This window comes from Mycobacterium sp. NGS40, assembly GCF_059812735.1.
In genome coordinates this window covers 121,642-141,259 of record NZ_JCALDG010000012.1, presented here as the reverse complement: position 1 = coordinate 141,259, position 19,618 = coordinate 121,642, and the positions used below count along the sequence as shown (strand labels likewise).

The 19,618-nt window shown below is 68.1% G+C and carries 18 protein-coding genes; 7 read left to right on the top strand and 11 right to left on the bottom strand.

The features are described from left to right. The first annotated feature begins 164 nt into the window (after positions 1 to 164). The 4 genes from AC5Y5O_RS19460 to AC5Y5O_RS19445 are packed head-to-tail and all read left to right on the top strand — an operon-like array spanning position 165 to position 4,006. Positions 165 to 803, top strand: coding sequence for a TetR/AcrR family transcriptional regulator (locus tag AC5Y5O_RS19460; protein ID WP_096289661.1), 639 nt, complete (start codon positions 165 to 167; stop codon positions 801 to 803). Beyond that, entirely contained in the window at positions 793 to 1,716 is a 924-nt protein-coding gene (locus tag AC5Y5O_RS19455) for an ABC transporter ATP-binding protein (protein ID WP_096289662.1), read from the top strand. Before AC5Y5O_RS19460 ends, AC5Y5O_RS19455 begins: the two co-directional genes overlap by 11 nt. Further along, positions 1,713 to 3,335 (top strand): ABC transporter permease, encoded by a 1,623-nt coding sequence (locus AC5Y5O_RS19450; protein ID WP_207768587.1) that lies wholly within the window; start codon positions 1,713 to 1,715, stop codon positions 3,333 to 3,335. Before AC5Y5O_RS19455 ends, AC5Y5O_RS19450 begins: the two co-directional genes overlap by 4 nt. Continuing rightward, positions 3,332 to 4,006 (top strand): methyltransferase family protein, encoded by a 675-nt coding sequence (locus AC5Y5O_RS19445; protein WP_096289663.1) that lies wholly within the window; start codon positions 3,332 to 3,334, stop codon positions 4,004 to 4,006. The genes AC5Y5O_RS19450 and AC5Y5O_RS19445 overlap by 4 nt, the downstream gene beginning before the upstream one ends. A 10-nt stretch (positions 4,007 to 4,016) precedes the next feature. Here the strand turns inward: AC5Y5O_RS19445 and glgC are convergent, their stop codons facing one another. Further along, positions 4,017 to 5,231 (bottom strand): glucose-1-phosphate adenylyltransferase, encoded by a 1,215-nt coding sequence (glgC, locus tag AC5Y5O_RS19440; protein WP_096289664.1) that lies wholly within the window; start codon positions 5,229 to 5,231, stop codon positions 4,017 to 4,019. A 216-nt stretch (positions 5,232 to 5,447) separates the two neighbouring features. On the opposite strand from glgC, the gene glgA reads away from it, so the two are divergent. Further along, a complete protein-coding gene (gene glgA, locus AC5Y5O_RS19435; protein WP_096289665.1) occupies positions 5,448 to 6,611 on the top strand; it encodes a glycogen synthase in 1,164 nt (387 codons plus the stop codon). Between the two features lie 22 nt (positions 6,612 to 6,633). On the opposite strand, the gene AC5Y5O_RS19430 is transcribed toward glgA, so the two are convergent. The 7 genes from AC5Y5O_RS19430 to log form a co-directional block, all read right to left on the bottom strand. Then, entirely contained in the window at positions 6,634 to 6,801 is a 168-nt protein-coding gene (locus AC5Y5O_RS19430) for a DUF3117 domain-containing protein (RefSeq protein ID WP_003406247.1), read from the bottom strand. Positions 6,802 to 7,013: 212 nt separating this feature from the next. After that, complete coding sequence (locus tag AC5Y5O_RS19425) at positions 7,014 to 7,529, bottom strand: DNA-3-methyladenine glycosylase I (RefSeq protein WP_423790948.1); 516 nt, start codon at positions 7,527 to 7,529, stop codon at positions 7,014 to 7,016. Between the two features lie 59 nt (positions 7,530 to 7,588). After that, complete coding sequence (locus tag AC5Y5O_RS19420; protein ID WP_096289667.1) at positions 7,589 to 7,945, bottom strand: DivIVA domain-containing protein; 357 nt, start codon at positions 7,943 to 7,945, stop codon at positions 7,589 to 7,591. A gap of 47 nt (positions 7,946 to 7,992) precedes the next feature. Further along, the gene (locus AC5Y5O_RS19415; RefSeq protein ID WP_096289668.1) at positions 7,993 to 8,988 is read right to left on the bottom strand and encodes a glucosyl-3-phosphoglycerate synthase; all 996 of its coding nucleotides are present in this window, start codon (positions 8,986 to 8,988) and stop codon (positions 7,993 to 7,995) included. Next, the gene (gene folP, locus AC5Y5O_RS19410; protein ID WP_096289669.1) at positions 8,985 to 9,809 is read right to left on the bottom strand and encodes a dihydropteroate synthase; all 825 of its coding nucleotides are present in this window, start codon (positions 9,807 to 9,809) and stop codon (positions 8,985 to 8,987) included. Before folP ends, AC5Y5O_RS19415 begins: the two co-directional genes overlap by 4 nt. Before the next feature lie 160 nt (positions 9,810 to 9,969). Then, on the bottom strand, positions 9,970 to 11,754 hold the full coding sequence (gene fadD6, locus AC5Y5O_RS19405; RefSeq protein WP_096289670.1) for a long-chain-acyl-CoA synthetase FadD6: 1,785 nt from the start codon (positions 11,752 to 11,754) through the stop codon (positions 9,970 to 9,972). Between the two features lie 33 nt (positions 11,755 to 11,787). Next, entirely contained in the window at positions 11,788 to 12,351 is a 564-nt protein-coding gene (gene log / locus AC5Y5O_RS19400) for a cytokinin riboside 5'-monophosphate phosphoribohydrolase (RefSeq protein WP_096289671.1), read from the bottom strand. A 99-nt stretch (positions 12,352 to 12,450) separates the two neighbouring features. On the opposite strand from log, the gene AC5Y5O_RS19395 reads away from it, so the two are divergent. Next, positions 12,451 to 14,598, top strand: coding sequence for an AAA family ATPase (locus AC5Y5O_RS19395; protein WP_096289672.1), 2,148 nt, complete (start codon positions 12,451 to 12,453; stop codon positions 14,596 to 14,598). Here AC5Y5O_RS19395 and dapE read toward each other — a convergent pair. Further along, positions 14,595 to 15,683 carry a succinyl-diaminopimelate desuccinylase gene (dapE, locus tag AC5Y5O_RS19390; RefSeq protein WP_096289673.1) on the bottom strand — a complete coding sequence of 363 codons (1,089 nt, stop codon included), beginning with the start codon at positions 15,681 to 15,683 and terminating at the stop codon, positions 14,595 to 14,597. The two genes, AC5Y5O_RS19395 and dapE, sit on opposite strands and share 4 nt — an antisense overlap. 57 nt (positions 15,684 to 15,740) lie before the next feature. On the opposite strand from dapE, the gene dapD reads away from it, so the two are divergent. After that, entirely contained in the window at positions 15,741 to 16,694 is a 954-nt protein-coding gene (dapD, locus tag AC5Y5O_RS19385; protein ID WP_096291313.1) for a 2,3,4,5-tetrahydropyridine-2,6-dicarboxylate N-succinyltransferase, read from the top strand. 1 nt (position 16,695) lies between these two features. Here dapD and AC5Y5O_RS19380 read toward each other — a convergent pair whose 3' ends face one another. Both AC5Y5O_RS19380 and AC5Y5O_RS19375 read right to left on the bottom strand, forming a co-directional pair. After that, the gene (locus AC5Y5O_RS19380) at positions 16,696 to 17,952 is read right to left on the bottom strand and encodes an MFS transporter (protein WP_096291314.1); all 1,257 of its coding nucleotides are present in this window, start codon (positions 17,950 to 17,952) and stop codon (positions 16,696 to 16,698) included. 237 nt (positions 17,953 to 18,189) lie between these two features. Next, positions 18,190 to 19,611 (bottom strand): acyl-CoA synthetase, encoded by a 1,422-nt coding sequence (locus AC5Y5O_RS19375; protein ID WP_500026791.1) that lies wholly within the window; start codon positions 19,609 to 19,611, stop codon positions 18,190 to 18,192. Between the last annotated feature and the right edge of the window lie 7 nt (positions 19,612 to 19,618).

Here is a 19,618-nt window from a genome sequence, read left to right as displayed (position 1 = left end):
CTTCTAGGCGCGACTGCCCGGCCGGCCGGGCGCTCGGCGCTGCGTGCCCGGCTGCCCGGGCACTGCGTCGCACCTCCAGGCCCGGCATCGCACTGTTTCTTTTACGCATCCCTGACGCGGCGCCCCCTTGACCGTCGACTGAACGCGCGTTTAATCTACTGAACATGCGTTCAGCCGACCTGACCGCGGCCGCCCGGATCCGCGATGCCGCGATCGAGCAATTCGGCCAGCACGGCTTCGGCGTGGGACTGCGCAGCATCGCCGAGGCCGCGGGGGTGAGCGCCGCACTGGTCATTCATCACTTCGGATCCAAGGACGGCCTGCGCAAGGCGTGCGACGACTTCGTCGCCGAAGAGGTCCGCGTAAGCAAATCCGAAGCAATGCAGACCAACGATCCGGCCACCTGGCTGGGGCAGCTGGCCGAGATCGAGTCCTATGCGCCGATGATGGCCTACCTGGTGCGCAGCATGCAGTCCGGTGGCGAGCTGGCAAAGAAGTTGTGGCAACAGATGATCGACAACACCGAGCAATACCTCGACGAAGGGGTGCGCAACGGCCTGATCAAGCCCAGCCGCGACCCGAAGGCCCGAGCCAGATACCTGGGCATGAACAACGGTGGAGCATTCTTGCTCTACATCCAAATGCACGACAACCCAACGGATTTGCGGGCAGTCCTGCGCGACTATGCCCGCGATATGGTGCTGCCGGCCCTCGAGCTCTACACCGAGGGCCTGATGGTGGACCGCACCATGTATGACGCATTCCTGGCCGCCGATGATCAAGGAGAATCCCATGGCAGTTGATAGCGTCGCGCCCATCGAAATCCGGGACCTCACCAAGAACTTCGGTGCGGCGCGGGCGCTGGACGGCCTCGACCTGACGGTGCGTCGAGGTGAAGTGCACGGCTTTCTCGGTCCCAACGGCGCCGGCAAGTCCACCACCATCCGCATCCTGTTGGGCCTGGTGAAGGCCGACAGCGGCAGCGTGCGACTGTTAGGCGGCGACCCGTGGTCCGATGCCGTCGAACTGCACCGTCAAATCGCTTATGTGCCAGGCGACGTCACGCTGTGGCCGTCGCTGACCGGTGGTGAGACCATCGATCTGCTGGCCCGCATGCGCGGCGGCATCGACGACGCCCGGCGCCGGGAGCTGATCGAGCGCTTCGACCTCGACCCCACCAAGAAGTCGCGCACCTACTCCAAGGGCAACCGACAGAAGGTCTCCCTGATTTCGGCCTTCTCGTCGCGGGCCAGCCTGCTGCTGTTGGACGAACCCAGCAGTGGCCTGGACCCGTTGATGGAGAACATCTTTCAGCAGTGTGTCGCCGAGGCCCGCGACCGTGGCGTGACGGTCCTGTTGTCCAGCCACATCCTGGCCGAAACCGAAGCGCTGTGCCAGACGGTGACGATCATCCGGGCCGGCCGGACCATCGAAAGCGGTTCACTGGACTCGATGCGGCATCTCAGCCGCACCTCCATCAAAGCCGAAATGATCCGTGGCCCTGGTGATCTCAGTCGGATCAAGGGTGTTGAGGATGTCAGCGTCGAGGGCAACACGTTGCGCGCACAGGTCGACAGCGAAAGCCTCGGGGAACTCATCCGGGTGCTGGGCGACGCCGGCGTGCGCAGCCTGGTCAGCCAGCCACCGACGCTCGAGGAGCTCTTCCTGCGCCACTACAACACCGGCCGCAGCGAAAAGAAGGTCTCGGCATCATGAGCATCGCAACGCTGGAACGTCCTGCTCTGCAACGCAGTTCGAACTTCACCGGAACACTGGGCATGCTGCGGCTGTATCTGCGCCGCGACCGGATCTCGCTGCCACTGTGGATTCTGCTGCTGTCGCTTCCGTTGGCGACGGTCTACATCGGCAGCATCGAGAAGGTCTATCCCAGCCAAGCCGCCCGGGCCGGGTTCGCGGCGACCATCATGGCCAGCCCGGCGCAGCGTGCCCTCTACGGGCAGGTCTACAACGACAGCCTTGGCGCCGTGGGCATTTGGAAAGCCGGGATGTTCCATGTGCTGATCGCGGTGGCCGTGATTCTGACGGTGATCCGGCACACCCGCGCCGACGAGGAAAGTGGTCGCACCGAGCTGGTGGACTCGACCGGGGTCGGACGTTACGCCAGCCTGACCGCGGCGCTGATCCTGAGCTTCGGGGCCTCGATCGCCACTGGCGCGATCGGCGCGGCGGGACTGCTGTCCACCAACGTCCCGGCCAGCGGATCGCTGGCCTTCGGCGCCGCGCTGGCCGGCTCCGGAGTGGTGTTCACGGCGGTGGCCGCCGTGACCGCGCAGCTGTCGTCGAGCGCGCGATTCGCCCGCGGTGCCGCCTTCGCGGTGCTGGGAGCCGCGTTCACGCTGCGCGCCATCGGCGACGCCGGTTCCGGCACGCTGTCCTGGTTTTCCCCGCTGGGCTGGTCTCTACAGGTCCGGCCCTATGCGGGCGATCACGGGTGGGTGCTGCTGCTGCATCTGGTCACCGCGATCGTGCTCACCGCGGTGGCGTATCGGCTGCTGGCCGGGCGCGACGTCGGAGCGGGACTCATCGCCGAGCGCGCCGGCCCGGCCACCGCCGCACCGTGGTTGAGCAACGTGTTCGGACTGACCTGGCGGCTGGACCGCGGCGCCCTGTTGCTGTGGACGGTGGGCCTGTGCCTGTACGGACTGGTGATGGGCAGCGTCGCGCACGGCATCGGCGATGAGATCGGCGGCGGCATGGCGCGCGACATCGTCGCGAGGATGGGCGGCACCTCCGCGTTGGAAGAGGCCTTCCTCGCGGTGGCGTTCAACATGATGGGCATGGTGGCGTCGGCCTTCGCCGTCTCGCTCACCTTGCGACCACACCAGGAAGAGGCCGGCCTGCGCGCCGAGACGACGCTGGCCGGCGCGGTGTCCCGAACTCGTTGGCTGGCAAGCCATTTAGCGGCAGCCCTGCTGGGGTCCGCAGCGGCGATGGTGGTCGCCGGCGCGGCCGGCGGGCTGCTCTACGGGATCGCGGCCGGCGACGTCGGCGCCAAGATGGCCGTCGTGACCGGAACCGCGGCCGTGCAGTTGCCGGCCGTCTGGCTGGCCTCAGCCGTGACGGTCGTAATCTTCGGTGTGGCACCACGATTCACGCCGGTGGCCTGGGGCGTGTTGATCGCGTTCATTGCCCTGTACCTGATCGGATCCCTGGCCGGCTTCCCGCAGTGGGTCCTGGATCTCGAGCCCTTCGCACACGTGCCGCGGGTCGGCAGCGACTTCATCGCGCTGCCGCTGGTGTGGCTGCTGGTCATCGACGCGGCCCTGATTGCTTTGGGGGCCATGGCCTTTCGCCGACGGGATCTGCGCTCATGAACACCGGTGTACGCGCGACGGCATCGTCGGTGTTCGGACTGGCCGTCTTGGGCCTGCTGCTGTTCCTACCAGCGGGCACGCTCAACTATTGGCAAGCCTGGGCCTTCATCGCGACCACCCTGGTGGCGACGATCCTGCCCACCGTCTACATCGGCCGGACGAACCCCGCCGCGCTCGAGCGCCGGATGCACGCCGGACCGAAGGCAGAGACCAGAGTCGTACAGAAGGTCGTGATGGTCAGCGCGTTTACCGCGTTGATCGCGATGCTGGTGTTCAGTGCTTACGACCATCGGATGAACTGGTCATCGGTGCCCGGCTGGGTATCGGTGTTCGGTGATGCGCTGGTCGCGATAGGACTCGGCATCGCCATGCTGGTGATCGTCCAGAATGCCTACGCCGCAGCCACAGTCACGGTGGAATCGGGCCAGACGCTGGTATCCAGCGGCGTGTACAAGTATGTGCGGCACCCGATGTACGTCGGCAACTTCATCATGATGATCGGTATCCCGCTTTCGCTCGGCTCCTACTGGGGACTTTTGTTCGTGATCCCGGGCCAAGCGGTGATCGTTTTTCGCATCCTCGACGAAGAGAAGCTGTTGACCGAGCAGTTGCCCGGATACCGCGAGTACACCCAGCACGTGCGCTATCGGCTGCTGCCCTACGTCTGGTAGCGGCGAGAGTTCAGACCCAGACGCCCTTGCCCACCGCGACCACGCCGCCGGCGCTGATCGCGAAGCGCTCCCGGTCCTTCTCCAGATCCACCCCGACCATTTCGCCGGGCCCGATCACCACGTTCTTGTCCAGGATCGCGTGGCGCACCACCGCGCCACGGCCCACCCGGGCGCCCGGCATGATCACGCTGCCCTCCACGATCGCGCCGTCGTCGACGACCACGTTCGACGACAGCACCGAGTTGCGCACCGAGGCCGCCGAGATGATGCTGCCCGCGCCGACGACAGACTCCTGGGCGGAGCCGCCGTTGACGAACTTCGCCGGCGCCAGGTTCTCCGTCGCGCCCTGAATCGGCCAGCGCCGGTTGTACAGGTTGAACACGGGGTGCACCGACACCAGATCCATGTGCGCGTCGTAAAACGCATCCAGCGTCCCGACGTCGCGCCAGTAGGCCCGGTCGCGATCGGTGGCGCCGGGCACCTCGTTGTCGTTGAAGTCGTAGACCGCGGCCATCCCGTCGTCCACCAAGCGCGGAATGATGTTGCCACCCATGTCGTGATCGGAGTGGTCGTCGTCGGCGTCGGCGCGAATCGCGTCGACGAGCACCTTGGTGGTGAAGATGTAGTTGCCCATCGAGGCGAACGTCGTCTCCGGATCGTCGGGCGTGCCCGGCGGCTCCAGCGGCTTCTCGACGAAGCTGCGGATCCGGCCGGATTCGTCGGCGTCGATGCAGCCGAATGCCGAGGCTTCGCCGCGCGGCACCCGGATGCCGGCCACCGTCGCGCCGGCCCCGCTGTCGATGTGAAAACGGACCATCTGCTCGGGGTCCATCCGGTACACGTGGTCGGCGCCGAAAACCACTATGTAGTCCGGGTCTTCGTCGTAGATCAGATTCAGCGACTGGTAGATCGCGTCGGCGGAGCCGGTGTACCAGCGCGGGCCGAGGCGCTGCTGGGCCGGCACCGGGGTGATGTACTCACCGGCCAGACCGGACAGCCGCCAGTTCTGCGAAATGTGACGGTCAAGTGAATGCGACTTGTATTGCGTGAGAACGCAGATCCGCAAGTATCGGGCATTGACGAGGTTGGACAGCACGAAGTCGATCAGGCGATAGGCGCCGCCGAAGGGAACCGCGGGCTTGGCCCGGTCCGCGGTCAGCGGATACAACCGCTTGCCCTCACCGCCGGCCAGGACGATGCCCAGCACGTGGGGTGCTTCCCTCATGACTCCAAACCTATCGGCCGTCACGAACCGCTGCCAGGGGCAATCCCCCGGGGCGGCGTTGCGACGGGCTGTCCGTCAAGGTGTTTGGCAAACGTGGCCGCCGCTCACCGTAATCGATTGTGCCGCCCGGCGCGCGGTGGCGTCGCCGCGGGAATTCACCAGCCGCTTTTCCGTCCGATTCGCGAGGGGCGTCGCAAGCGAACTACGGTGCGGTGTATGCGGGTGGCAATGATGACTCGGGAGTACCCACCAGACGTCTACGGGGGAGCCGGCGTACACGTCACCGAGCTCGTCGCCCAACTGCGCCGACTGTGCACGGTCGACGTGCACTGCATGGGCGCCCCGCGTCCCGGCGCCGTCGCGCACGAGCCCGACCGGCGCCTGCGCGACGCGAACGCGGCGCTGTCCACGCTGTCCACGGATCTGGTGATGGCTAACGCCGCGGCCGAGGCCACGGTGGTGCATTCGCATACCTGGTACACCGGCATGGCCGGGCACCTCACCGCGATGCTCTACGACATCCCCCACATCCTGACGGCGCATTCGCTGGAACCGCTGCGGCCGTGGAAGGCCGAACAACTCGGCGGGGGCTACCGGATCTCGTCGTGGGTCGAGCGCACCGCGGTGCTGGCGGCCGATGCGGTGATCGCGGTGAGTTCGGGCATGCGCGAGGACGTGCTGCGGGTCTACCCGACGCTGGATCCCAGTCAGGTGCACGTCGTCCGCAATGGCGTCGACAGCGACGTGTGGCATCCCGCCGGACCGGCGGACACCGGCTCGGTGCTGGCCGAGCTCGGCGTCGATCCGAACCGGCCGATGGTGGCCTTCGTCGGTCGGATCACCCGGCAGAAGGGCGTCGGCCATTTGGTCGCTGCCGCGCACCAATTCAGCCCCGACGTGCAACTGGTGCTGTGCGCCGGCGCTCCCGATACCCCGGAGATCGCCGACGAGGTACGCACCGCCGTGGACGGGCTCGCCCGCGTCCGCTCGGGCGTGTTCTGGATCCAGGAAATGCTTCCCGTCGCGGAATTGCGCGAAATACTCTCGGCGGCGACGGTTTTCGTGTGCTCATCGGTGTACGAGCCGTTGGGCATCGTCAACCTGGAGGCGATGGCCTGCGCGACCGCGGTGGTGGCCTCCGACGTCGGCGGAATTCCGGAGGTGGTCGTCGACGGAGTCACCGGATCGCTGGTGCATTACGACCCCGACGACGCCGGGGCTTACCGGGCGGGATTGGCAAAAGCGGTCAATGAACTCGTCGCGGACCCGGCGAAGGCGCAGCGCTACGGACGCGCCGGACGGCGTCGTTGCATCGAGGAATTCTCCTGGGCGCATGTCGCTGAGCAGACCCTGGAGATCTACCGAAAGGTGTGTTCTTAGCTGCCCCCGACACCCGGGGGACTTAGCTGGTGACGCCCTTGAGTTCGTCACCCAGGGCAGCGGCCTCGTCGGGCGTCAACTCGACGACGAGACGGCCACCACCTTCAAGTGGTACCCGCATTACGATGCCGCGCCCCTCCTTAGTCGCTTCGAGAGGACCGTCTCCGGTCCGGGGCTTCATCGCCGCCATCGAGTGCTCCCTCCAGATTCGAGTTGGCCCGTCCTCGCGAGCCTGGTCGGCAGCGAGCTAGTCCCGCCAGCGGATTTCCAGCCATACCCGACTTTGAACTGCCAAATCACCCCCCCATTGTTCCCTATTCGGCTCACTAAATGCACAAGACCCGTCCGTAGCGCCCTCCGCGGGGGTTCGCGCGTGGTTTGCCGGGCTTGTCGCCCGACCCCTCATCGTGGCGAGGGAACCCAGCAATCACGGACGTGGTCGTCGACCATCCCGGTCGCCTGCATCAGCGCGTACGCGGTGGTGGGGCCCACGAACCGGAAACCGCGGCGTTTGAGTTCCTTCGCCATGGCCTTGGATTCATCGGTAGCGGAAGGGATTTCGGATTCGGAGGCGGGACGCGGCCGCGACGGCGGCGCGAACGACCACAGCAGGTCGGACAGGTCTTCCGCCGATCCCAATTCGGCCACCGCCCGCGCGTTGGCAATCGTCGCGTCGATCTTGGCCCGGTTGCGGACGATGCCGGAGTCGGCCATCAGCCGCTGCACATCGGCCTCGGTAAAGCGCGCCACCTTTTCGGCGTCGAACCCGGCGAAGGCACGGCGGAAATTGTCCCGCTTGCGCAGGATCGTCAACCAGGACAGGCCGCTCTGAAAGGCCTCCAGGCTCATCCGCTCGAACAGTGCCACCCCGCCACGCAGCGGCCGGCCCCACTCCTGGTCGTGATAGTTGCGGTACATGTCGAAGTCGGGCCCGGGCCGGCCCACCGCCCAGCTGCAGCGAGTCCGCCCGTCGTCGGTCACGCCGGATCCCCGCCCGGGGTGTCCTCGCCGTCGGCCGCGTCGACGGCCTCGCGATGCGCTGCTGTTGCGGCCGCACTGACCGCCGCCAGCTGACCCCGCAGCGCCTCGAGCTCGCGGGCCAACCGGTCCAGCACCCAGTCGACCTCGCTGGTCTTGTAACCCCGCAGCACCTGGGTGAACTTGACCGCGTCGACGTCGGAGCCGGTGACACCGTAGGCGGGCAGCACCGTCGCCGTGGTCCCCCGCGGCAGGGGCGGCAGCTGCTCACCACGCCCGAACAGCAGGCTCGCCGCGCCGAACAGCACGATCGCCACCAGCACCAACACCACGATGTAGAGCAAGACCAACGCCACGGAATCGATAGTGCCCTATGCCGCCGACAGGACGGCGAGCGTGGGCCCTATTGGGGCCTCACCCCGTTCATCGGCGGCCGGTCGGCCAGCGACACCGGCCGGGTGTGCTGGGTGTACCCCTCGCCGTCGGCGAAGAACTGCGTCAGCCCGACCCCGGAGTCGGGGATGCCGCAACGCGACAGCAGGGTCGCGATGACCTGACGGCTCATCGCGCCCAGCTCGGCCAGCGGCCGGTTGCGGTGCGCCCGCACACCGAGGTTGACCTGCGCGATCGCGTCCAGGCCCAGCCGGTCGAAGGTGTCGACCAGCAGGCCGATCTCGACGCCGTAGCCCGGGGCGAACGGCAGGGAGGTCAGCAATTCGCGGGTGGCCGCGTATTCGCCACCAAGGGGCTGTAGCACGCAGCCCAGCTCCGGCCGCAGCGCCGCCAGCAAAGGCCGGGCCACCAGCTCGGTGACCCGCCCGCCGCCGTTCGCGGCGTCTCCGCCGCGGATGGACGGGTCACCCGCCTCGCTGACGTTCAGCGGTCGGCGGTAGAAGCTTTTGACCAGGTGAATGCCGTCGCCGATCAGCAGCGGACCCAGCAGCCACGGCACGAACATCGGGTGCGGGTTGATCAGGTCGGAGTCGACGAACACCACGATGTCGCCGCTGGTCGCGGCCAGCGAACGCCACAACGCCTCACCCTTGCCCGGCCGGGTCGCGACCTCGGGCAACGCCTGTTCACGGCTGACGACGCGGGCGCCGGCCGCGATCGCGCGGATCTCGGTCTCGTCGGTGGAGCCGGAGTCCAGCACGATCAGCTCGTCGACCAGCCCCCCGGAATCGCGGACCAGCGGCGAGATGCTGCCGACCACCGAGGCGATGGTTTGTTGCTCGTCGAGGGCCGGCAGCACGACCGAGACGGTTCGCCCGCCCTTGGCCTCTTCCAGCTGCTTGATCGTCCAGGTGGGACGGCTCCAGCTGCGACGCTGCAGCCACTGCCGCGCCGCGGCGGCCTCACTGCTGGTCAGCTCCCCGGCGACCAGGTCGGATGCCGTCATGCCAGTCCTCTCACGGTGCGCGCCGGCGGCCGGATGCCCTGGATCGAGGCGACCATTTCCAGCACCCGTCGCGTCGCGGCAACCTGATGCACCCGAAATACCCGCACGCCGGCGGCCGCTGCCAACGCGGTGGCTGCCAGTGTCCCCTCAAGCCGTTCGGTCAGTTCCACACCCAGAGTCTCCCCGACGAAGTCCTTGTTGCTCAAAGCCATGAGCACGGGCCATCCGGTATTAACAAGTTCGCTCACGTGGCGCAACAGGACCAACCCGTGGAAGGTGTTCTTGCCCATGTCGTGCGTCGGGTCGATCAATACCCGGTCGGGGGCCACTCCGGCGGCGACCGCGCGCTCGGCGGCGCCGGTGACCTGACGGATCACGTCGTCGACCACGCCGCGGGTGGTGGTGCCGAAGCGCACCCGGAACGGGCGGGTGCGCGGCTGCGCGCCACCGGTGTGCGAACACACCAGGCCCACGCCGAGTTCGGCGGCGACCTCCGGCAGGGCCGGGTCGACGCCCGCCCAGGTGTCGTTGATCAGGTCGGCGCCGGCGGCGCAGGCCAGTCGGGCCACCTCGGAGCGCCAGGTGTCGACACTGATCAGCTGGTCGGGGTAGGCGCCCCGCAACCATTCGATGAACGGCACCAGCCGGGCGATCTCCATGGCCGCGTCCACGTTCTCGCCGGGTCCCGCCTTGACCCCGCCGACGTCGATGAGATCGGCACCCTCGGCGACGGCCCGGTGCACGGCTGACCGGGCCGCTTCGTCGCTGAAGGTCGCACCCTTGTCGTAGAACGAGTCGGGTGTGCGGTTGATGATCGCCATGACCAGCGCGCGATCCCCGGCAACGGGTCGGCCGCACAGAGTTGACTGCACACGTCCATAGTGCCTGCTCCGTCGGGGGCCGGTGCGCCTCCCCCAAGGCTTCAGCCTTGCGGTCGCTTACCGGCTCGAGCCGATTGGCCGGTGCGCCTCCCCCAAGGCTTCAGCCTTGCGGTCGCTTACCGGCCGCGACCTCGCCGGGGTATTCGTCGTAGTACGGCACATAGCCCTCGTCGCGGCCGGCGAGCACGTACAGCGGATCCGCCACGTCGGGCCCGTAGGCCTGCTCGCGCAACTCCACCTTGCGGCTCTTGAACGTCGTGGTGTGCTCGAGCGTCTTGACCACGCGGACGAACAGCGGCAGCGCGTAGGCCGGCAGTTGTCCGTAGACCGCACTGGCCAGTGCCTTGCCGTCGAACTCCGCGCCCTCGCGCAACTGGACCGCGGCCATCCCGGCACGTCCCCCGGTGTTGGGCACTTCGACACCGAACACGGTGCACTCCTCGACGGCCTTGTCCGACGCCACCGCCGCCTCGACCTGCGTGGTGGCGACGTTCTCGCCCTTCCACCGGAAGGTGTCGCCGAGCCGGTCGACGAACGCGGCGTGCCGCATGCCCTGCGGGCTCATCACGTCGCCGGAGTTGAAGTAGCAGTCACCATCGCGGAAAGCGTTGCGCACCAACTTCTTTTCGCTCGACGCCTTGTCGGTGTAGCCGTCGAACGGCTGCAGCCGGTTGACCGGGCTGAGCAGCAGTCCGGGCTGACCGGCCGGCACCTTGCACACCCGGCCGTTGGCGTCGCGGAACGGGTCCCCGGTGTCGGGGTCGTACTCCACGTACACCAGCGGCATCGGCGCGAGGCCCGTCGACCCGGGCACATTGAAGACGTTGATGAAGGCCGTGTTGCCCTCACTGGACGCGTAGAACTCACACACCCGCGAGATGCCGAACCGCTTGGTGAAGTCCTTCCAGATCTCCGGGCGCAATCCGTTGCCGGCGATCAGGCGCACCTTGTGTTTGCGGTCGGTGTCCTTCGGCGGCTGGTTGAGCAGATACCGGCAGATCTCGCCGATGTAGATGAACGCGGTGGCCTGACTCTCGATGGCCTCGTCCCAGAACCGGGAGGCCGAGAACGACTTACCCAACGCCAGCGTTGCCCCGGAGTTGATCGCCGACGACAGCGCCACGGTCAGCGCGTTGTTGTGATACAGCGGCAGGCAGCTGTACAAGGTGTCGGAGCCCTTCAGCCGCAACCCCAGCCCGCCGAACGCCGCCAGGGCCTTGAGCCAGCGCAGATGCGTCATCACGCTGGCCTTGGGGAACCCGGTGGTGCCCGACGTGAAGATGTAGAAGGCGGTGTCGCGGGCCTGCACAGCCCCCACCGAATCCGGGTTGGTGGCCACCGCGCCTACCGCGAAGCGCTCCAGATCTTCGATCGTCAGCGTGTTGGCGGTGCCCGCGGAGCCGGTCTCGGCGACCGCGCTGACCAGGTCGGTCTCCGCGATCAGCACCTTGGCGTCGAGCAATCCAAGGCTGTGCGCGAGCACTTCACCACGCTGGTGATAGTTGAGCATTCCGGCGACGGCCCCGCACTTGACGGTGGCCAGCATCGCCAGCACCGTGTTGGGCGAATTGCGCAGCATGATCCCGACGACGTCGCCGTGGCCGACTCCGCGCGCGGCCAACACCGCGGCATAGCGGTTGGCGGCCGCGTTGGCCTCGCGGTAGGTCAGCTGCTGGTCACCGAAGCGCAGGAAGACCTTGTCGCCGTAGCGGGCGGCGCGGTCCTGGAACACGCTGCCGATCGACCGGTGCGAGCCCGGCTGGGCCAACAGCCCGGTCGCCGCGCCGCGAAGGATCACCCGCATGTCGGCCAGTACGGCCGGCAGTCCCGACGCGATGTCGGTCAGGCCGATCCGTCTGCGTGCTCCCCCGGCGTGATCGGACACGTGCTCCCTCGATTCCCCTTGACGCAGCCGACCTCAGTTAGGGGCGCACGCCTCGATTGCGTCATTCACCTTATCGACCAGCATCAGCGTGTCCATCGCTACCTGTGAGATGTACCCGCGGTCCACCAAGTCGTTCAGCCAGACCCACAAGCCCTCGTAGTGTCCCCAGGTATCCAGCAGCACCACGGGTTTGTCGTGCATACCCAAAGAGCCCGTCGTCCATGCCTCGAACAGCTCGTCGAGCGTGCCGATCCCACCGGGAAGCGCGATGAACGCGTTGGAGCGGTCTTCCATGATCCGCTTCCGGTCGCGCATGTTGTCGGTGACGATCAGCTCGGAGGCGTTCTCGTCGGCGAGTTCGCGGCGCACCAACTGGCGCGGGATGATGCCGACCGTCTTGCCGCCACGGGCGCGCGCCGCACTGGCCACCGCGCCCATCGCCGATATGTCGCCGCCGCCCCACACCAGGGTCCAGCCGCGGTCGGCGATCGCTTCGCCGAGTTCGCTAGCCAGATCAAGCAATTCGGGATGTGTCGGGCCGGACGCGCAGTAGACGCAGACCGCCCATTCGCTCGAGGATTCGCCGTCGGGGCGCATAACCGCCAAGGTAGACCAACGCCGTTCGAACCGTGCGCGTATGGGGCTTTCGCGCTAGCTAGTCATCGGCTGGCCACCGCGCCGCCATAAAATTCGGCGATGCCGATTCGATGGAACGTCCCGCAGCACGCGTCCACCCTGGAACGACTGGATTCCGCGCTGGGTGACGGACCGCGGCGCGGTGCGGTCGTGCTCGGTCCCGACGGCGTCGGCAAGTCGACCCTGGCGCGGTTGGCCGCCGAGAACTTCTCTCGTGGCAACCCGAGCACTTTCATCCGCTGGGTCACCGGCACCCCGACCGAGCGCGTGGTCCCGTTCGGCGCCTTCAGCCACATCGTGGACTTCTCCAACTTCGGGGACGACATCGGGAAGCCGGCCGCGCTGCTGCGGGCGGCCCGGGCATCGCTGAGCGGCGACCGGCAGGGAGATCTGCTGCTGATCGTCGACGATGCCCACGACTTGGACATCCTGTCGGCCACCCTGGTCTACCAGCTGGCGCTGGCCGGGACCGCCCGGATGATCGTCACCGCCCGCGCTGACACCGCACCCGAGGCCATCGCGGCGCTGTGGACCGACGGCCTGCTGGAGCGCATCGATGTCGACGCGCCCGGCCAGCCCACCAGCACGGCCGAGGTCGACACCTTCATCGCCGAGTTGCCCGCCGCCGCGCGGGCGGTGCTCGACTATCTCGCCGTCGAGGAGCCGCTGTCGGCGGCCGATCTCACCGCGCTGGCCGGCGACGGCGCGGTCGGCGAGGCGCAGCAGTGGGGCGCGGCCGAAACCCGGGTGCGCGACGAGCGCGCCGAAGATCCGGTCGTCTACACCGCCCACCCGCTGTTCTCCGAACGGGCGCGGGCCGCGCTGGGCGCCGACGGTGCCCGGCAGCGGCGCACCGAGGTGGTCGAGCTGCAGTCCCGGCATCCGTCCGAACACCTCAGCGACCGGCTGCGGCTGGCCTCCCTGGCGCTGGACAGCGACGCTCCGCAGCCGGTGGCCGCGGTCGTCGACGCCGCGCAACAGGCGCTGCGGCTCGGCGATCTCACGCTCGCCGAACGGTTCGCCCGCTCCGCGCTGGCGCGCGGCGAGGACGGCCAGGCACTGGCCGCGCGGCTGCCGCTGGCGAATTCGCTGGCGTTTCAGGGCCGGGGCCGCGAGGCCGAGGAGTTGCTGGCCGCCGTGGATTCCGCCGCGTTGTCCGAAGAAGACCTGATGGCATGGACCCTGCTGCGGGCGGCCAATCAGTTCTTCATGCTCAGCGAGCCGGAGCGGGCCACCGCGTTTCTGCTGACGATCCGTAATCGCGTTCCCGATGTCGGCCCGCGGGTCACGCTCGACGCGCTGAGCGCAACCTTCGCGATGAACGCCGGCAACATCGGGGGCGCCGTCGAGATCGCGCATCGGGTGCTGGACTCACCGGCCGCCGACGACCAGGCGGTGGCCTGGGCGGCGAGCGCGGCGACGCTGTGTTCGGCGCGCCAGGGCCGGTTCGCCGACGTAGAGCCGCTGGCGCAACGCGCGCTGGGCGCCGAGCACCCCGGGCTGCTGCGGTTCACGGTCGGCCTGGGCGAGACGACGACCCTGCTGATGGCCGGCCGGGTCGAGACGGCGACCGAACTGGCGCAGCAGTTCACCGATTTCGCCGAATTGCAGCAGCCGGGTCGCGCGATCGGCGAGGTGCTGCTGGCGCACATGATGATCGCCGCCGGCCGATTCGGCGAAGCCGCCGCGCTGTTGGGTCCGGCGGCCGCGGCCCTGGAACGCACCGGCTACTCGTGGGGGCCGCTGTCGCTGATGCTGCTGGCCACCGCGCTGGCCCAGCAGGGCGACATCGCCGCCGCGGCAAAAGCCTTGAGCAGAGCCGAATCTCGGCATGGCACCAAGTCGGCTCTGTTCAGCCCCGAGCTGGGCGTGGCCCGGGCCTGGCGGTTGGCCGCCGGGCGCGACTCGCACGGGGCGATCGCCGCGGTCCGGGACGCGGCCCGGATGGCCGAACGACGCGGGCAGTCTGCGGTGGCGCTTCGCGTCTGGCACGAGGCCGTGCGCCTCGGCGACATCCGCGCGGTCGATCCGCTGGCCCGGCTGTGCGACGAGGTCGACTGCGTGGCGGGACAGCTCGCGCTGGCTCATGCCAAAGCGCTGGCGACGAACGACGGGGACGCGCTGCGTGCGGTGGCCGCGGAGCTGACGGCGGTCGGTCTGCACGCTGCGGCCGCCACTGCGGCCGCGCAGGCCCAGCAGTGCGCTTAGCCGCCTGCTAAAACCGCTAGGTATCCCCGCAGCATGTCCGCGGCGGCGGTGATCGCGGCGACGGGCACCCGTTCGTCGCGGGTGTGCGCCAGGTTGGGGTCGCCGGGCCCGAAGTTGACCGCCGGGATGCCCAGGGCGGCGAATCGGGACACGTCCGTCCAGCCGTACTTGGCGCGCACCTGCCCGCCGGCCGCCTCGACCAGCGCCTTGGCGGCCGGCTGGGACAGCCCGGGTAGCGCTCCGGCGGCGCCGTCGGTCTGCTCGATCCGCACGTCGATGCCGTCCAGCACGTCATGCACGTGTTGCAGCGCCTCGGCGAGCGACCGGTCGGGGGCGAAGCGGTAGTTGACGGTGACCGAGGCGGCGTCGGGAATGACGTTGCCGGCGACGCCGCCGTCGACCCGCACCGCCGACAAGCCTTCCCGGTATTGGCAGCCGTCGATGTCGACGGTTCGAGCCTGGTAGGCGGCCAACCGCTCCAGCACCGTACCCAGTTTGTGAATTGCGTTGTCGCCCAACCAGGACCGCGCCGAATGCGCCCGGGTTCCGTTGGCGCTGACCACAACTCGCAGCGTGCCCTGACACCCCGCCTCGATATAGCCGCCGGTGGGCTCACCCAGGATCGCGACGTCGGCGGCCAACCAGTCCGGCAGCTCACGCTCGATGCGGCCCAAACCGTTTGCGGCCGCGTCGATTTCCTCGCAGTCGTAGAGCACCAGCGTCAGATCGTGTGCCGGTTCGGCCACCGTGGCGGCCAGATGCAGAAACACGGCGTCACCGGATTTCATGTCGGAGGTGCCGCAGCCATACAGCATGTCGCCTTCGGCGTCCGCCGAGCGATGGCTGGGCAGGTTGTCGGCGGCTGGGACCGTGTCGAGATGACCGGCCAGCAGCACCCGCGACGGCAGGTTTCGCCGGGTGCGCGCCAGCACCGCGTTGCCGTTGCGGACGATCTCGAAGCCGGTGGTCTGCGCGCGCAGCGCCGCCTCGACCTCGGCGGCAATGCGCGCTTCGTCTCGCGACTCGCTGGGGATGTCGACCAGCGCCGCGGTCAACGCGATCGGATCCCCATGCAAGTCCAGCACCCAACCAGCGTAATGGTCGGAAGGGCGCGCGGACCCGCGCGCAACGCACGAAGTAACCTGACCGCCGTGACTGGAGCTGCAGGTATCGGGTTGGCGACACTGGCCTTCGACGGATCGATCCTCGACACATGGTTTCCCGCACCGGAACTGACGGAGTCGGACACCAGCGGCACGTCGCGCCTTGCGCTGTCCGATATTCCGCCGGAGCTGGCCGCACTGGTCGGGCGCGACGACGACCGCAACACCGAGACCGTGGCCGTACGCACGGTCATCGGCTCACTCGACGAGGTGGCCGCCGACGCCTACGACGCCTACCTGCGGCTGCACTTGCTGTCTCACCGCCTGGTCGCGCCGCACGGGCTGAACGCCGGCGGCTTGTTCGGCGTATTGACCAATGTGGTGTGGACTAATCACGGACCCTGCGCGATCGAGGGTTTCGAGTCGGTCCGCGCGCGGCTGCGCCGCAAGGGACAGGTGACCGTCTACGGCGTCGACAAGTTCCCGCGGATGGTCGACTACGTGATGCCCACCGGGGTCCGCATCGCCGACGCCGACCGGGTGCGCCTGGGCGCGCACCTCGCGTCCGGGACCACCGTGATGCACGAAGGTTTCGTCAACTACAACGCCGGCACGCTGGGCACGTCGATGGTGGAGGGCCGCATCTCGGCCGGCGTCGTGGTGGGCGACGGCTCCGACATCGGCGGCGGCGCGTCGATCATGGGCACACTGTCCGGCGGTGGTACCGAAGTCATTTCGATCGGTAAGCGGTGTCTGCTCGGTGCCAACGCGGGCCTGGGCATCTCGCTGGGCGACGATTGCGTCGTCGAAGCCGGCCTGTATGTCACGGCCGGCACCAAAGTCATTACGCCCGAAGGCAAAACGATGAAGGCACTGGAGCTGTCGGGCGGCAACAACCTGTTGTTCCGCCGCAATTCGGTCAGCGGTGCCGTGGAAGTGGTGGCCCGCGGCGGTCAGGGCATTGCGCTGAACGAGGACCTGCACGCCAACTGAGCTACAGCGACGTCCCGCAGGTTTCGGGCAGCAGATAAGTGCAGACCAGGCTGATCAGCGCGAGAGCCGCCAGCATGACCCCGATCGACCAGCTGCCGTAGGTCGCCAGCAGCGTCCCGGCGATCAGCGGCGGCAGCGCCCCGCCGAAGACGCCGGCCAGATTGATCGCCAGTGCCGAGCCGCTATAGCGGTAGCGGGTGGCGAAGAGTTCGGGGATGAAGGCTCCGATGGGTCCGCTGCCGATCCCGGAGATCGCGAAGGTGCCGACAATCGCAACCGTATACAACGCTTTGTGGCCGGTGTCGATCAGGGGGATCACCACAAACGCCCACGGCACACACGTCGCCCAGCCCACCAACATGATCCGGCGCCGGCCGAATCGATCGCTCAGAATGGCCGAGGCGATCACCGCCGCGATGCTCACCAGACCGCTCAGCACACCGACCGACCAGATGAAGCCGCGCGTATAGCCCAGGTGGGTGTGCGCGTACATCGTGAAATACGTGTTGCCCATGTAGCAGAACGCCATCGTGCACAGCACGCTGCCGGCGGCCAGCAGGATCTCCCGGCCCTGCAGGCGAAACACCTCGGCCAGCGGCGCTTTGGGCACCAGGTCGCGTGACTTCTCCTCGGCGAACACCGGAGTCTCGTCGATGTTGAGCCGCACGTACAACGCCAGCGCGATCAGCACCGAGCTGATCAGGAACGGGATCCGCCAGCCCCACTGCAGGAACTCGGGGCTGTATTCGCCGATCGTGACGTTCACGCCGAGGAAGGTCAGGCTGCTCAGCACTCCGGCGACACCGCCGCCCAGCAAGGTGAACATCCCGTACAAGCCGCGACGGGCGCCCGGGGCGTATTCGGCGCTCAACAACGCCGACCCGGCCCATTCGCCGCCCACCGCAAACCCCTGCAGCAGCCGCAGCCCCATCAGGATCAACGGCGCCGCCACCCCGATGGAGGCGGTGCTGGGAACCAGGCCGACGCTCACGGTCGCCACGGCCATGATCAGCAACGTGGAGATCAGCGTCTTCTTGCGGCCCAGCCGGTCCCCGAAGTACCCGAAGACGGCCGCACCGATGGGCCGCGACAAAAACGCCGTGGCGAACGTCCCCATCGAGGCGATCATCGCCACGCCGGGCGTGAGGTTCGGAAAGAACACGGCGGGAAACACCAGTGCCGCCGCGGTGCCGTAGATCAGGAAGTCGTAGAACTCGATCGCCGAACCGACCAGACACGAGGTCGCGACCCGCGCCATCGGTGCGGCGCGCGGTTGGTCCGCGATCGTCGTCGCAGCACCCGCCGGGCGGATCGACTCACCCATGGCACATCCTTACCTGTCCCCGTGGTGTGTTTGCCTGCATGTCCACAAACGAAATTATGCGAAGCAGTGGACTCTCGCTTGTCCGAAAGCCTGGCAAAATCCTGCGTGTCGCTAAAAGTTCCAGGCCCCTAAAACGACCCTCAACCTGCATACCAGAAACGGCGCTACGTCTCATCCCTCGGACAGCAACTGCTTCTTGACGACCTTGCCCATCGCGTTACGCGGCAACGCGTCCACCACCCGGACCTCGCGCGGTCGCTTGTGTATCGAAAGCTCTTGGGCGACAAAGTCAATCAGCTCGTTGGTGTTGAGGCCGGAAACGCCGACCACGAATGCGACGATGCGCTGGCCAAGGTCGTCGTCGGGCATTCCGACAACGGCCGCTTCCTGCACGCCAGGATGGCCCAACAGCGATGTCTCGATTTCGCCTGCGCCAATGCGATATCCGCCCGATTTGATCAGGTCAACCGATTCGCGGCCGACGATGCGGTGCATGCCCTCGCCGTCGATGACCGCGACATCGCCGGTCTGGTACCAGCCGTCGGCATCGAACACCTCGGCGGTGGCCTCCGGCCGGTTCAGGTATCCGTCGAACAGCGTCGGGCCCCGAACCGCAAGCTTGCCAACGGTTTCCCCGTCATGGGGGACGGGATCGCCGGCGTCGTCGAGCAGCCGGGTCTCGACGCCACTGAGCGGCAGCCCGACCCAGCCCGGGCGGCGTTCGCCGTCGGCCCGCGTCGACACCGTGATCAACGACTCCGACGCGCCGTAGCGTTCGATGGGCCGGTGCCCGGTCAGCTGTTCCAGCCGGTCGAACACCGGAACCGGCAGCGCCGCGCTACCGGATACCAGCAGCCGTGCCGAGCGCAATGTCTCGGCGGCCGCCTGATCGGCCACCACCCGCGACCACACCGTCGGCACCGCGAAGTACAGGGTGCCACCGGATTCCGTGTGGGCCTTCGCATAACCGGCCGGTGTCGGTTTCCCGGTGTGCACGAAGCGGTTTCCGATCCGCAGCGACCCGAGCAGACCCAGCACCAAGCCGTGGATGTGAAACAGCGGCAACCCGTGCACCAGCACGTCGACGGGAGTCCACTGCCAGGCCTGCGCCAGCGCGTCCAGGTCGGCGGCGATCGCCCGGCGACTCACCACGACGCCCTTGGGCGCTCCCGTGGTGCCCGAGGTGTAGATGACCATCGCGGTGGCCTCGGGCGCCGGCTCGGGATAGCGATGCCAGGACCGGGCGTGCAGCCGCACCGGGATGTGCGGCAGGCCCCCCGGCTCGTCGGGCTCTGTCCCGAGCCACGCCTGCGCGCCGGAGTCGGTCAGCATGTGCTTGCGTTCGGCCGCGCCGACGTCCGAGGGCACCGGGACGAAGGGGACGCCGGCGATCAGGCAGCCGGTGACCGCCAGCACGGTCGACACGCTCGGGGTGGCCAGCACCGCGACGCGGTCTGCGCCGGCGACGCGTTCGGCCACCGACGTCGCGCCGCCGATCAGGTCGCTGCGACTCAGTACGGCGCCGTCGATCTTGACCGCGTCGGGGATGTCAGTAGCTGTAACGGCGGCGGGATTCAGCGATGCGAGCAGCACCTCAGCA